11 protein-coding genes are annotated in these 14,360 nt (G+C 70.9%); 6 read left to right on the top strand and 5 right to left on the bottom strand.

All coding sequences use genetic code 11. The annotated features are described in order from the left end of the window. Positions 1-5 precede the first annotated feature (5 nt). Genes IU450_RS36415 through IU450_RS36405 form a run of 3 tightly spaced genes read left to right on the top strand, consistent with a single transcriptional unit; the run spans position 6 to position 4,593 of the window. Entirely contained in the window at positions 6-2,252 is a 2,247-nt protein-coding gene (locus IU450_RS36415) for a thioester reductase domain-containing protein (protein ID WP_324197954.1), read from the top strand. Continuing rightward, positions 2,252-3,349, top strand: a complete 1,098-nt coding sequence (locus IU450_RS36410; protein WP_195154261.1) for an alpha/beta fold hydrolase — start codon at positions 2,252-2,254, stop codon at positions 3,347-3,349. The genes IU450_RS36415 and IU450_RS36410 overlap by 1 nt, the downstream gene beginning before the upstream one ends. Then, on the top strand, positions 3,346-4,593 hold the full coding sequence (locus tag IU450_RS36405) for a glycosyltransferase (RefSeq protein WP_324197953.1): 1,248 nt from the start codon (positions 3,346-3,348) through the stop codon (positions 4,591-4,593). Before IU450_RS36410 ends, IU450_RS36405 begins: the two co-directional genes overlap by 4 nt. On the opposite strand, the gene IU450_RS36400 is transcribed toward IU450_RS36405, so the two are convergent. Together IU450_RS36400 and IU450_RS36395 are read right to left on the bottom strand one after the other, a co-directional pair. Further along, on the bottom strand, positions 4,576-5,574 hold the full coding sequence (locus IU450_RS36400; protein ID WP_195154260.1) for a Gfo/Idh/MocA family protein: 999 nt from the start codon (positions 5,572-5,574) through the stop codon (positions 4,576-4,578). The two genes, IU450_RS36405 and IU450_RS36400, sit on opposite strands and share 18 nt — an antisense overlap. 46 nt (positions 5,575-5,620) lie before the next feature. Continuing rightward, positions 5,621-6,265 (bottom strand): TetR/AcrR family transcriptional regulator, encoded by a 645-nt coding sequence (locus IU450_RS36395; protein ID WP_195154259.1) that lies wholly within the window; start codon positions 6,263-6,265, stop codon positions 5,621-5,623. Between the two features lie 169 nt (positions 6,266-6,434). On the opposite strand from IU450_RS36395, the gene IU450_RS36390 reads away from it, so the two are divergent. Both IU450_RS36390 and IU450_RS36385 read left to right on the top strand, forming a co-directional pair. After that, positions 6,435-7,847: an NAD(P)/FAD-dependent oxidoreductase gene (locus tag IU450_RS36390; RefSeq protein ID WP_195154258.1), complete on the top strand. Its 1,413-nt coding sequence runs from the start codon at positions 6,435-6,437 to the stop codon at positions 7,845-7,847. Beyond that, positions 7,840-9,630 carry a hydroxysqualene dehydroxylase gene (locus tag IU450_RS36385; protein ID WP_195154257.1) on the top strand — a complete coding sequence of 597 codons (1,791 nt, stop codon included), beginning with the start codon at positions 7,840-7,842 and terminating at the stop codon, positions 9,628-9,630. Before IU450_RS36390 ends, IU450_RS36385 begins: the two co-directional genes overlap by 8 nt. 61 nt (positions 9,631-9,691) lie before the next feature. On the opposite strand, the gene IU450_RS36380 is transcribed toward IU450_RS36385, so the two are convergent. The 3 genes from IU450_RS36380 to IU450_RS36370 all read right to left on the bottom strand — a co-directional run bounded on the left by IU450_RS36380 (position 9,692) and on the right by IU450_RS36370 (position 11,491). Continuing rightward, the gene (locus tag IU450_RS36380) at positions 9,692-10,471 is read right to left on the bottom strand and encodes an alpha/beta fold hydrolase (RefSeq protein ID WP_195154256.1); all 780 of its coding nucleotides are present in this window, start codon (positions 10,469-10,471) and stop codon (positions 9,692-9,694) included. Positions 10,472-10,525: 54 nt separating this feature from the next. Then, positions 10,526-10,972: a TerD family protein gene (locus IU450_RS36375; protein WP_228835623.1), complete on the bottom strand. Its 447-nt coding sequence runs from the start codon at positions 10,970-10,972 to the stop codon at positions 10,526-10,528. Between the two features lie 105 nt (positions 10,973-11,077). After that, a complete protein-coding gene (locus IU450_RS36370) occupies positions 11,078-11,491 on the bottom strand; it encodes a DUF7144 family membrane protein (protein ID WP_195154255.1) in 414 nt (137 codons plus the stop codon). 221 nt (positions 11,492-11,712) lie between these two features. On the opposite strand from IU450_RS36370, the gene IU450_RS41140 reads away from it, so the two are divergent. Then, positions 11,713-14,331: a LuxR C-terminal-related transcriptional regulator gene (locus tag IU450_RS41140; protein WP_195154254.1), complete on the top strand. Its 2,619-nt coding sequence runs from the start codon at positions 11,713-11,715 to the stop codon at positions 14,329-14,331. Positions 14,332-14,360: the final 29 nt, after the last annotated feature.

The raw sequence follows: 14,360 nt of genomic DNA, 5'->3' as shown, positions 1-14,360 counted from the left end.
TTTCCGTGCGCAGTCCGAACGGCGAGCACCCACCGCATGCCGAGCGAGCCGATCGGCGCGAGCTCGCCCAGGCCATCGAACGCGGTGGCGGTCTCGACGTGTCCGCGTTGCTGGCGCGCGCGGGTGGTCCCATGACCACCCGGGCGGCGATCGAGCGCCCCGGCGAGTGGAGCGTCGAGTCGCTCACGACGGCGGTGACCGAGGTGGCGAACCGATTCACCGCCGAGACGATCGGGCCGGAGACGGATTTCTTCGACGGCGGCGGCACATCCGTGGCCGCCGTTCAGTTCGTCGCGGCGCTGGCCGGGGAACTGGACGTGCATCTGGACCTGGACGACGTCTTCGCCGACGCGCGCCCGCGCAGGCTGGCGCAACGCTGGTTGCACGCCCGCCCCGAATCCGTCGAACGCGATCAGCCCGTGGCGCGGACAGGTGCGATCGACGAGGAGTTCGCGCAGCTGATGTCCGATGTCGCCGGGGCCGACCGGCTCCCCTTGGTCGACCCGCCGGACCGGGTAGTCCCGCGGCGCATCCTGCTCACCGGCGCCACCGGTTTCCTGGGCAGCCATCTGCTGCTGGACCTGTTGCGCGGCAGCGACGCGCAGGTGGTCTGCCTGGTCCGCGCGCAAGACGACGCGGATGCCCTGGACCGGCTCGCCGCCGCGCTGACGCGGTTCCTGCTGCCGTGGTCCCCGGAGGTGCGCAGGCGGGTGACGGTACTGACCGGCGACCTGCGTGAGCCGAACCTCGGGCTGTCCGAGCAACGCTGGGCCGCGCTGGCCGACGAGGTCGACGCCATCGTCAACGTCGGCGCCGCGGTGGACTTCCTGCGTGGCTACCGGTCACTGCGCCGCGCGAACGTCCTCGGTCCGCTGACCCTGGCCCGGTTGGCGGCGACCGGGAGACCCAAACCGCTGCACCACGTCTCCTCGATCGCGGTGTTCAACGAGCTCGGCATCGCCGCCATGGGCGAGGACGATCCGGTGGCCAACATCGGCAAGCTGGTGATCGGCTACGACCGGACGAAATGGGCGGCCGAGGCGGTCATGCGGCGGGCGCGCGAACACGGCCTGGTCGTCACGGTGCTGCGGCCCGGCGGCATCGGCGGCCACCGCGAGACCGGCGCGCACAATCCGCGCGACCTCAACAGCGGCATCATCGCGGCGCTGTCGCGGTTCGGTACCGTCCCCGCGCTGCGCAATCTTCATGTCGCGCCGGTGGATTGGGTGAGCAAGGTCGCGGCGGCGATCGTGTGCGCGCCGACGGCGTGGGGCCACAACTACCACCTCACCGGCACGCCGACCACCCTCGAGCAGATGCTCGGCGAATCCTCCGCGATCGGCATGGACATGCGGGTGCAGCACTGGGCCGCGTGGTGCGACGAGGTGGTGGAACGGATCCGCACCGAGCCGGTCCCGGAGCTGGAATCGCTGGCACAGGTATTGCGCAGCCCCGTGGCACGCCACCCGCTGGAGACGATGGCCTCCGTTCCCGCCGCCACCGACGAGCGCACCCGCGCTTTCCTGCGCGCGCACGATCTGCCCGCGCCCATCCGCTACGGCGCCCAGTCGCAACGCAAAACGCTGGAAATGCTCGCCGACACCGGATTGGCGCGGCTGCCGCAGCCGGAAGACGCACCCTATCTGTGGTTCTCGGAGACGTTGACGGGCACGCTCGGGCCCGCAGGCGCACCGGCCGGCACGTCCTGCACCTTGAATCTGCGGCTGTCCATCGCGAGCACCCACCAGCTGGTGGCCGGCCGCACCGTCGACGTCAGCGGCGAACTGCGGTGCACGCTGCTGCACGACGCACCGCTCACCGTGACCGGTGCGCTGTCGGTCCGCCCGCACGACGGCATCCCGATCCGGCACGGGCTGAAGCATCCGCTCATGCACTACCGGCTGTCGCTGCACGACCCCGACGGCGGAACATGGTGGTTGTCCGGCTACAAATACGCCGAGGCACGGCGCACCCTGATCCGGCAGGCGCGCACGCTCACCGTCGAACTCGGCCGCGAGGGCGAACCGGCGGGCTTCGCGGGCGAGGTCGCCGTCCCGCTGGACACCTACCTGCGCGATCAGATCGACGGCATCCACGTGGATCCGCGGTTGTCCGAGCGCCAGCGGCGGACCGCGAAATTGTTGTGGCTGAGCTGGTTCGGGTCCCAGCTCGGCAAGGGCCTGCTGGAACCGGCGCTGCGCGTGGGCACCGAACTGCTGGATCTGCGCCGAAACGCGAAGGAGTTCCGCTGATGCTCACCCCGATCCGGCCGGGCACCGCGCTGACGGTGGAGGAGATCCCGTTCCGGACCACCGACGGCACCCGGTTGGGCCTGCGCCGCGTCGTCGTCGACGATCCCGACCGGCCCGCGGTGCTGCTGGTGCACGGCCACGGCGTGTCCTCGGAGATGTTCCTGCTCCCCGAGACCCGCACGATCGTCGACGCGCTGGTCGACGCGGGATACCAGCCGTGGCTGCTGGACTGGCGCGGCAGCTGCCGCCTGCCCTACAACGCCTCCGGGCCGCGCTTCAGCTTCGACGACGTGGCGCTCTACGACCTGCCCGAGGCCGTCGGCGAGATCCGGCAGCGCATCGGCGACCAGCCGTTGTTCGTGGTCGCGCATTGCGTCGGCGCCTTGGCGCTGTCGATGAGCATGACCGCGGGACTGGTGCCGGGTCTGGCAGGGGTCGTCGCCCAGGGCGTGTTCCTCACGCCGAAGGTGAGCAACGCGGTGCGGATGCGGGTGCTGGTGGGCGGCGAACTACTCGGCTCCCGGCTGCACCACCTCGAATCCGACTTCCGCAAAGTCGGGCTGTGGTCGCGGAAAACGCTGCTGTACGCCATGCTCACGCGCAAAGGGGAATGCACCGACCCCACCTGCCGGATGGTCCACGGCAGCTGGGGCATGGGCGCCGAGCTGTTCGTGCACGACCACCTCGATCCGCGCACCCACGACCGCCTGGCGGAGCTGTTCGGCCCGATCCCGGTGCACGTGCTGCCCCAGCTGCGGCGGATGGAACTGGCGCACGCCGTCCAACGATGGAACGACCACGACGACCGCTACCGCGTGCTGCCGGAGAACGCCCTGGACCACGCCGACCGGATCGACTGCCCGCTGCTGCTGCTGTCGGGCAGCCGCAACGAGGTGTGGCTCGACTCGAACAAGCTCTGCCACGACGTGCTCACCAGCCGCAACCCCCAGCTGGACGTCCGCTACGTCGAAGTCCCCTCCTACGGTCACCTCGACACGTTCCTCGGTCGCGGCGCGGCGCTGGACGTGTACGGGCACATCCTGGAATTCCTCGACGGCTGTGGGCGTTGCGCGCCCCGATCGGTCGGCACGGCGTGAGCGGACACCTCCGCGACAGCCGTTCGCTGCGCATCGCGATGTTCGCGGATTTCCACCCGGCCACCCTCGGTGGGATCCAGACATCGATGCGCGCGCAACGCACGGCGTTGGAACGGCTCGGCCATCGCGTCACCGTATTCACCATCCCGCCACCGGAACTCACGCCTCCGGACCCGGGGATCGTCGTTCTGGCGACCACGGGTGGATTGACCGTGAACGGCTACCCCGTCGCCCTGCCGACCCGCAGGAACGCACGTCTCATCGATGCGGCGTTCGCCGAGCGCGGCTTCGACGTCGTGCACGCGCAGACCACTTACGGCGCGGGCGTGGCCGGATTGCGCGCCGCGCGCCGCCACGGCCTTCCCGTCGTCCAGTCGATGCACAGCCGCGACGACTCCTTCATCGAACGCAATTCGCCGTTCCCCTACCTCGCCGCGCTCACGATGCGCGTCCTGCACGGCGGGTTCGTCGGTCTGCGCGGCACGATGCCGCGGCTGCCCGAAAGCCGTACAGCGCGCCATGCTTGGCGTCCGCTGGTCGCCCAGGCACAGGCCGCCGACCACGTCGTCGTGCCGACCCGGCATTTCGCTGCGCGGTTGGCAGCGCACGGCGTGGACCGTCCGACGCACGTGGTGTCCAACGGAGTCGACGACGATCTGGTGCGCGCCCTCCCGCAGCGCTGCGGCGACCGGGGTCGGATGCTGCGCGTTCTGTGGTGCGGCCGTTTCTCCGCCGAGAAGCGGCCGCTGGAGGCCATCGAAGCGGTGCATCGGGCCGAGGGCTGCCTGCTCGACGTCTACGGCGCGGGGGCTCTGGAGCCTCGCGTGCGCTCGGCTGTCGACCGCCTCGGGCTGCGTGAGCGGGTCCGGCTGCACGGCGAGGTGAGCCAGGCGGAGTGCTTGGCGGCCATGCGCACCCACGACGTGCTGCTGTTCCCGTCCGCCGGATGCGACACGCAGGGCATGGTGTTGCTCGAGGCCGTCGCGGCGGGCCTGCCGGTGCTGCACTGCGACCCCGACGTCACCGAAACCGTCCCCGCGGGCGGGGAATACCGCGCCCGCGATGCCTCGACCGACGCGCTCGCCGAAGCGCTGCGTGAGCTGGCGGATCATCCCGACCGGCTCGACGCCATGCGCGATGTGCTGGCACGCCATGCCGAGCAGCCCCTGCAATCGCGGTTCACCGCGCGACTGGTGTCGGTCTACACCGAGGCGATCGCCGCTGCGTCAGCTCGGTTGCCGTAGCGGCAGTCCCGCGGCCGTGTAGATCGCATCGATGACGCTCATCGTCGCCACGGCGTCCTCCGGCGAGGTGGGGACCGGCTCACCGTGGCGCACCGCCGCGACGAAGGCGTCGAGCTGATAGGCGTACGTCGTGCGGCGCGAGGTCTTCTCGGTGCGGCTACCGCGCTCCGAACGCACCGACAGCCTGCGCGGCAGCTGCGGCGCCACCGGGTTGACCACGCGCATTTCGCCGCGTTCGCCCACCACGCGCGCGCCGATGCGCAGCACATCCGACGACCACATCGAGCAGCGGACCCGCCCGGTGTGACCGGAGGGGAAACGCAACTGCGCGCTCATCGCGCGGTCGATGTGCGGGCCGCGCAACTTCGCGGTCGCCGCGACGACTTCCGGCTCCTCGCCGCCGAACACCCTGGACATGTGGACCGCGTAGCAGCCCGCGTCCATCAACGCCCCGCCGGCGAGCGTGTAGTCGTAGCGGATGTCGGAGAATCGCGGCAGCGGGAAGCACATGTCGGTGTCCACCCGCACCAGCTTGCCGAGTTCGCCGGAGGCGATGATCTGCTCCGCTCGCCGGGTCATCGGGTGGTAGCGGTAGTGGAATGCCTCCATGACCACCCGGTCGGACGTCGCGGCCAGCGCGGCGATCTCCCTGGCCTCGGCGGCGTTGGCGGTGAACGGCTTCTCGCACAGCACGTGTTTTCCCGCGGCGAGCGCCTCTTTCGTCCACCGGCCGTGCAGACCGTTGGGCAGCGGGTTGTAGACGGCGTCGATGTCGGGCGCGGCCACCAGTGCGGCGTAGCTGTCGAAGACCTGCGCGATGCCGTGCTTGCGGGCGAACGCATGTCCACGTTCCTGATCGCGGGCCGCCACGGCTGCCACCACCACGTCCGGGTTCTCCCCGGCGGGACGCACCAGAGCGGCCGGTGCGATGCGGGCGGCGCCCAGGATGCCGATCCGCAGGGGCGGTCCGGAGTGTGTCATGCGCGCGACTGTAGCAATGGATCCGATTGCGCCGCCGCGCGATCCGTCAGGCAGACGGCGCGTCACCGTACACGGTCAGCCAGATCGCCCGGCCCAGCGCCTCGGCCAGCGCGTCGTCGCCGACCCCGGAACCGGAGGAAAAGCTGACGGCGATCGCGCGTTCGACCATCGAGGTCAGCACCACGGCGGTGGCCTGCGGATCGATCGCCGGGCTGATCCGGCCCGCGGCGCGGTCGGTCTCCAGCCGGGACCGCACCACCTCCACGAACGTGGCGACCCGGCCGCGCCAGTAGGCGCCGACGTCACGGTCGTAGGCCGCCACCTCGCTCAGCGCCAGCAGCAGCGACCGGTGCTCCCGAAACCCGGCGATCATGGTGCGCACCGCCGTCACCACACCGGCCTGGCGACCGGTGTGCTCGGCGATCCACCAACGCTCGGCGGCCTCGAACAGATCCGCCGTGGCCAGTTCGGCCATCCGGATCAGCAGCTGACTCTTGTCCGGAAAGTACCGGTAGAACGTCGATCTGGCCGACTGGGACGCGGCGGCGATCCGGTGGACGGCGATCTCGGTGTAGGGCGTGCCGTCGGCGAGCAGCTCCTCCACCGCGGCGAGGACTCGTCGCTCGAACTCGGCGCGCCGGTCGTCGACGGGTTTGCGCGCGTTCCTTGGGATCCGGGTCAGCGAGGGCATCCGGCTCCTCTCTGCGGCGAAACGGCCGCGTTGTTCGGCTGTGCCGGTCGGGTGCGTCGCACCACGGCCTCCATTCTGCCGACACGGCACCGATATTGACATTCGGGCAGGCGCGGTCCACCATCGATCGGACACAGTGTCCGAGACTATATGACCGAGGTGTTCGGGCATGCACGGATCCCCCGCCCCGGCAATCGAGCACACCGACGTGGTGGTCGTCGGCGCGCGATGCGCGGGCTCGGCGGCCGCGATCGCGTTCGCTCGCGCCGGCCGGGACGTCGTCGCCCTGGACGCGGCGCGCTTTCCCTCCGACACACTCTCCACGCATCTGCTGTGGCCGGGCGGCCTGGCCGAACTGGGCCGCGCGGGCGCCCTCGAGCGTGTCCGGCAACTCGGGGCGCCCGCGCTGACCACCGCCTTCGCCGACGGCGGCGGCTACCGGGTCCGGTCGTCCTTCACGCCGGTGGACGGCATCGACTACGCGATGTGCGTGCGGCGAACCGGCTTGGACGCCGCGCTCGTGGCGACCGCCGTCGAAGCCGGGGCACGGGTCCGCGAGGGCGTGCGGGTCACCGATCTGCTCTGGTCCGGCGATCGATGTGCCGGCGTCCGCTATACCGACCGCGGCGGCGTGCGCGAGGTCCGCGCCCGCCTGGTGGTCGGGGCGGACGGCCGCCGCAGCACGGTGGCCCGGCTGGTCGGCGCCGAGCGGCCCCGGCTGAGCGCTCCGAGCGGACGGGACTGCTACTTCGCGTACTGGCAGGACGCAGCGGCCGACCAGCGGCACGTCGCGGCGCAGTGGCGTCGCGGTCCCGATCTCGGCACCGCGTTTCCCTGCGACGACGGGTTGCTGCTGAGCCTCGTCCAGCCGCCCGCGCAGCTCGGCGCACCGGGCGCCGGGCGCGCCGAGCGCCGGTATCAGGAGGCGATCGAGCGGTTGCCGGGACTGCAACTGCGGCTGCGCGATTGCCGCCGGGTGGGGCGGGTGCGGTCGGCGACCGGCCTGGCGTCCTACTTCCGGCGCGCGACCGGGCCGGGCTGGGCGCTGCCCGGTGACGCCGGGCACTTCAAGGATCCGGTGACCGCGCAAGGCATCCGAGACGCGCTGCGCTACGGGCGCTTGCTCGGCGAACTCGCCGCCCCGGCACTGGACGACGTCGAGCACCTCGATACCGCCCTCGCCGCGTGGGAACGGCTGCGCGACAGCGAATGCCTGGGCGTCTATCAGTGGACCAACCGGCTGGCCCGGGGCACCGCGATGCGTCCGCTGGAGATCGAACTCTATCGGCGGGCCGCCGCCGACCCGGCGTTGGCCGATGCCGTCACCGCGGTCTTCTCTCGCACGCTGCATCCCGAAGACGTCTTCACTCCCGCCCGCGGCGCGGCATTGGCGATAGGAGCGCTGCGCGATTCGTGGCGCGCCCCGGGGCCTGTGCTCGCGGACCTGGTGGACGAGTGTCGCGACACGATCTCCGAACGACGGGAGGCCCGCGCCTTCGCGCGCACCGATCCCGCCACCGTCATCCCGTCCAGGCCGCCGCGGGGCTTCCTCGCGGCATCTTCAGGAGATCGACATGCATGACCCGCGCCTTCGGCCGACCATCGACCTCACCCGCCGCGACCTGTTGCGCGGCGCACTCGCGGCCGGAGCCGCCGTCGCCGCCGCCCCCGCGCACGCCGCATCACCCGAAGCTCGCCGAACGCCCGGGCTGCGCACCGGAGGAAAAGCGGTCGCGGTGCTCGGCGGCGGGGTAGCCGGGTTGTCGGCGGCCCACGAACTGATCGAGCGCGGATACGAGGTCACCGTCTACGAACCGGCCTTTCTCGGCGGCAAGGCACGCAGTATGGGCGTGCCGGGCACCGGCACCGACGGCCGCTCGGATCTGCCCGGTGAGCACGGCTTCCGGTTCTTTCCCGGCTGTTATCAGAACCTTCCGGAAACCATGCGCCGAATTCCCTTCCCCGGCAATCCCGATGGCGTCGCGGGCAATCTCGTCCGGGTCGAGGGCACCGTGGCGGGTTTCCGCGGCAAGCCACCGATCTTCGCGCCGGTCGAGCTCGCGGGCCTCGATCAGCTCACTCCGCACCGGTTGCAGAACACCCTCATCGGCGCCTTCGGCTTCATTCCGGAACTGCCACCGGCCGAGCTCGCGTTCTTCGCCAAACAGATGGCCGTCTGGTTCACCTCGTGTACCGAACGGCGCTTCGGGCAGTGGGAATACGTGACGTGGGAGCAGATCCTGCGCGCCGAGGGGAAGTCGGCGGCATACCGCGAATATCTGGTCAGCGCCCTCACCCGGATCACCGTGGCGGCCAAGCCCCAGGTGAGTTCGGCCCGCACGATCGGCACCATCGGTGAGGCGCTGGTGCTGGCGGGGACCGGGGCGATCCCGCAGTACTCCGCCGGAATCGATCGGATTCTCAACCGCCCGACCAACGAAGCGTGGATCGATCCCTGGGTGACGTATCTGCGGTCCCGGGGCGTGCGATTCGTTCCCGGGCAGCGGGCGACGCGGCTGGAGTTGCGCGACGGCCGGATCGCTTCGGCGACGGTGACCGACGCCGACGGCCGGTCGACCCCCGTGATCGCGGACTGGTATCTGTGCGCCATGCCGGTGGAGAAGGCGGTCACGCTGCTCGGTGACGAAATCCTCGACGCCGACCCGCACCTGGCGGGCATGCGGCAGCTGCGGACGGACTGGATGGTCGGCATCCAGTACTACCTCACTCGATCCACCGACCTGCCGGAAGGCCACATCGCCGCGCTCGGGTCACCGTGGGCGCTCACGGCCTTGCGCCAAGCACCGATGTGGGTGGGTGACTTCGCTGCCCGCTACGGCGACGGAACGGTGCGGGAATGCCTGTCGGTGGACATCTCCGACTGGGACTCCCCCGGCATCCGCTTCCGCCGACCGGCCAAACAGTGCACCGCCGCCGAGATCGCCGAAGAGGTGTGGGCTCAGCTCTCCGAATGGCTCAACACCGCGACAGGGTGGCTGCGCCCCGAGGACATCCGCTCCTGGCATCTCGATCCCGGGGTCACCTGGACCGCGAGCGGAGTGCACAACGAAACCCCGCTGCTGGTCAACACGGTCGGCTCCTACGACCACCGACCGGAGGCCCGCTGCGCTGTGCCGAACCTGTTCTTCGGCGGCGACCACGTGCGCAACAACATCGATCTCGCCACGATGGAGGGGGCCAACGAATCCGGGCGCGCGGCGGCCAACGCGATCCTGGATGCCGCCGACGACCCCGCACCACGGGTCCCGGTCTACCCGCTGGTGTCGCTGCCGATCTTCGAGCCGTGGAAACGCATCGACGCCGACCGGTACCGCGCCGGTTTGCCGCACCTGCTCGACATATGAACAGCCGCACCACGTCGTGCCGCGACAGGTTACGGCGGCGCCGGAACGCGCCCCAGCATGCCTAGGACGCCTCGGCGGCAGTGATGCTCGTGGTGGCCAGGATCGTCTGGGCGACCAGCCTCGGGTCATCGATCATCGGCACGTGACCGGTGTCCGGCAGAACGGTGAACACGGCTTCGGGCAGCCGGGCCCGGGCGATCGCCGCGTGGATCTCCTCGGGAAGCACACGATCGTGCTGCGCCCACGCCACCGTGATCGGGCACGGCAACGGATCGAGCGGTGCCACTTGCTCATCGGTGCCGAGCAGATCGGCGGTAACGGTGCATCCCAGCAGGTCGCGTAAGAAGGTCATGGCTTGCGCCGCGCTGACGCGATCGCCGTGGACGGCGATGTTGCGCAACGCCACTCGCCGGGCCACCGCACTGCGCAGTCCCAGCGGGGCGAGGAAGCCCAGCAGCCGCCCGGTGATCGCCTCGCGGGCGATGCGGCGGGTCGCGGCCTTCTGGCTCCCTGCGCCGGATTCCCAGAAGCCCGCGGGCGAAAGGGCGCAGACGGTCTCGGCGCGCCCGCGGCGAGCCAATTCGATCGCCATCCATCCCCCCAGCGAATTGCCCGCGATGTGCACCCGGCGCAGCCCCAGCGCGTCCAGCCGCCGCTCGATGTCGTCCACCAGATGCTCGACCCGCGCAGGCCGCCGCAGGGCAGCCGGACCGCCCCGATGACCGACGGCGGTCGGGGTGATCACCTCGTGCCGCGCGGCGAGCAAGGGCGTGACGTCCTCCCACACCCGTTCGGACATGGTGACACCGTGCAGAAGAACGAGCGGGGGCTTGCTTGGCATTGGCGTCCCTTCGAGTTCGTAGTGCGATCTCGAAGGTGGATACCACAACCTCACCTACGGTGCCAGCGGAAACCCCACTTCACCGGGCGATCGCATCGACTGTCGCTGGCGTTTGCCCGGTGCGATGCCGACCGGCCGCGACCGTATCGCCACGCCGCTCGACACCGCCGCCGCATCGAGCCGATCGGCCCGCATCGGAAGTCTTCCGGCTCGCCCTGGCGGAACAGGCAACAGCCACAATGCCTTCGGCGTGGGAGGCAACGGCGCGCCGTCGGCGGACGCGCACACCACGACGCAGTCGATGCCGGGCTCGACTCGGGCCAAGTCGACATCGACCGCGTCGGCGCCGCCGTGCCCGCCGAGACATCGGACGGCGCCGCCGGGATGGCCGGGTTGGTTGTAGAACACGAAATCCGCATCCGACCGGACCCGGCCTCCCGCGGTCAGCAACAGCGCCGACACATCGAGCGCGGGCACGCCGGGTCCGGTCGACCACTCCAAGCCCGCACAGCCGGCACGGTGACGGGCGCGTTCGCGCCTTTGCTCAGCTTCGGCACGCCCTCCAGTGTGCCGTCCGCGGGCGCGCGGCCGCGCATTTCCGCCCGGTCAGACCTCTTCCGGACGCCAGGTGGCGACCGCCCAGATCACCACGATGTTCAGCGCGATCACCAGGATGGACCATGCCGGGTAGTACGGCAGCCACATGAAGTTCGCGATGATCGACAGGGCCGCCAGGCCGATCGCCACCACCCGTGCCCACGTGGCGCCGGTCATCAAGCCCAGCGCGGCGATGACCAGGAGGATGCCGATCACGATGTGGATCCAGCCCCAGGTCGTGGTGTCGAACTTGTAGACGTATTCGGTGCCGACGACGATCAGCTCGTCCTCTGCGACGGCGGAGATACCTTCGAAGATCGACAGCACACCGACGGTCAGCAGCAGGATCGCTGCCGCTATGGACGTGCCCGCCGCGATACCACGGCGGACGGGGTGTGCCTCCGGTTCGGTCATGTGCGTCATCGGTCGCCCCCTTTCTCGGGAAGTTGTGGACGCCTTCCGAATCTCCACCACTCGCACCGGTCGGCACTTCACCCGTTTCGGGTGACTCCGGCGCTTCGAGGCACGGGGGGATGAAAATTCCATAACGACCACCAACGATGGGATCGAGCGGACTTTCCACCGGGTAAGTTCCGCTACCGAGGCGCGGTAGTGATCTGTCAGCACACGGCCCGGGAGGCACGGTGACCACCTCGCACGTCCCCGCTCTACGCCGCATCCCCGCCGCGGCGGAATCCGTTGCCGAAATACCGGCGTTGCCGTTCACTCCGATCCCCCGGCCGGACCTGTCGGCCGCCGCCGACCAGGTGACCAACACCCGCGACGGACACGTGCTGCTGCTGTGCGCACCGGCCGGAACCGGAAAATCGGTGCTGATGGCGGACTGGGCCGCCCGGCGCGCGACCGGCGCATCCGACGTCGCGTGGCTGACCGTCACCGCGGAACTCGACGACGCGGCGGCGCTGTGGACCGTGCTGCACGCACGCTTCGGCGTCGCGGCCACCGAACGGTCGGGACCGCCGACCGCGCAGGCCGCCGCGCTCGTCGAGACACTTGCCGCGCGGGCGACGCCGACCGTCCTGGTGCTCGACGACGCCCATCTGATCACCCATCCGCTCGCCCTCGCCGGTATCGAATATTTTCTGCAGCATGCCCCGCCGTCGGTCACGACAGTGCTGTGCGCGCGCTTCGCGCCGCCGATCCGCTGGCACATCCTCGGTCTGCATTCCCGGCTGACCCGCTGGGGCATGAGCGAACTGGCTTTCACACCGGATCAGGTCGACGCGCTGTGCCGAGATCACGGCTGCGAACTCACCGGCGCCGAACTCGATGCGCTCTACGCGCTGACCCGCGGCTGGGCCGCGCTCGTGCGCATCGCCGCCGCCCACCTGAGTGGCGGAACCGGCGACCGCGCCACGGCGCTGACCGTGCTCGCGCGCCCGGCGCGGGCGGTCGCCGATTTCCTGAGCGACGAACTCGTGGAGGCGCTGCCCCCCGCGCTGCGCCAGTTCCTCACCTACACCAGCGTTCCCGTGTCGTTCACCGAGCAACTCGCCGACGAACTCGTCGGCGGCGGCGCGAGCCATTATCTCTACGAACTCGATCGGATCGACTTCCCGATCGATTCCGTCGTGCACGACGGCGAGATGTGGTTCGCCTGTCCTCCGCTGGTGCGCGCCCATTTTCTCGCCGAAGCCCGCAGGCTCGGACCGCAACTGTGCGCGGACCTGCATCGCCGGTCGGCAGGCTATTTGCGTCGCGCGGGACTGCCGGCGGCCGCGCTGCCGCACCAACTCGCGGTCGGGGACCGTGCAGACCTGTGCGAGTTCTTGTCCACGTGTGCGTTGCGCATCGTGCTCGACGGCGAGGGCGCGATGCTGTTCGATCAGGTGGCCCGCTCGGCGCCCGGCTTGCTCGACGATCCCTTCCTGTGGCTGGTGCGCGTGGTGGACGCGCTCGTCGCGGGTAGCACCTCGGCCGCGGTCGCGTGCCTGGACACCGCGACCGCGCGACGTGCCGCCACGCTCTCGTTCGCCTCCGCCGCACGGCTGGACGCGCTCACCCTCGCCGCGACGATCGACGTCGCGGCGACCACCGGGGCCGTCCTCCCCCGTTTCGCGGAGCAGGTCGCGCCGACCGGCGACCCAGATCTCGACGCCTATGCCGCGATCCAGGTCGCCACCGCCCTCGTCGCGGACGGCGCGGTGGCGCGGGGCGAACAACTGCTGCACTCCGGCCTCGCGGTGGCCGAGCACGCGGGCCGCCCCCGCTTGGTGCTGCGCGCGCTGACCCGGCTGGCATTCGCCGCCGACACCGTCGACGCGGCCACCGCGATGCGCGACCGGGCGGCGCGCGCGCTGGCGATCGCCGACGAACACGGACTGTCGGAGGCATCGGACGCCGTGCAGGCGGCCGCGATGGCCGCCTACGGCGCCTACCTGCAAGGCGAGCCGCCCGATGCGGCGCAGATCTGCGCCGCACTCACCGAGCGCGTCGATCACGACGGGTCCTACGGTCCGGTCGCGGGGTGGCGCGGCCACGTCGTGGGGCGCCTGCTCCAGCTCGAGCAGGCCGAGGAACAGTCCGCCGCGGTCGACGCGCTGCGCCGCAGCCTGCTGGTCCTGCTGGAGCACAAGGCGGTACCCGCCGCGACGGGCAGCCTGATCCTGCCGGTGGTCTGGGCACTGCTGCGGGTACACGATGCCAGGACCGCGCAGCTGCTGGTCGAGCGCGCACGCGGCATCGTCGGCGAACTGCCCGAGGTCCGGTTGGCCGACGCGGCTCTGCACGCCGCCGCCGATCGCCGCAAGGCGACCTGCGCGATCCTCGAACCACTGCTCGACCGGGCGGGCGAACTGCGGCCGGTCAGTGCGATCACCGGATGGCTGTTGTACTCCGCGACCCAACACGAGGCCCGCGCGCCGGCCAAGGCCCTGGCCGCGCTGGAGAACGCGCTGGGTTCCGCCGCGCCGCACCGGCTGTTACGGCCGTTCCTCGACGTGCCCGCCGCGATGGGATTGCTGGACAGCTACGCGGGCCGTTTCGGCCGGTCCGAGACGTTCGCGGAGTCGATCCGGCGTCATCCCGCCGCCCGCCGCAGGCCCGCCTATCCCGCCTTGACCCACACCGAGATGACCGTGCTCAAGCAGTTGCCGTCCGGACGTACCGCCCAGCAGATCGCCGAGGACCTCGGTGTCTCGGTCAACACCGTGAAGACCCACCTGCGCGGGATCTACGGCAAATTGGGCACCAATTCCCGGGTCGACGCCCTCGACCGCGCACGCCGCGGCGGACTGCTCTGACGCTGTGACCGGTCGAGGGCCCCTTCCCG

It is taken from the genome of Nocardia abscessus, assembly GCF_015477775.1.
GTDB lineage: Bacteria > Actinomycetota > Actinomycetes > Mycobacteriales > Mycobacteriaceae > Nocardia > Nocardia abscessus_A.
The sequence above is the reverse complement of the archived record's forward strand: the minus strand, read 5'-3'. Positions and strand labels throughout refer to the sequence as shown.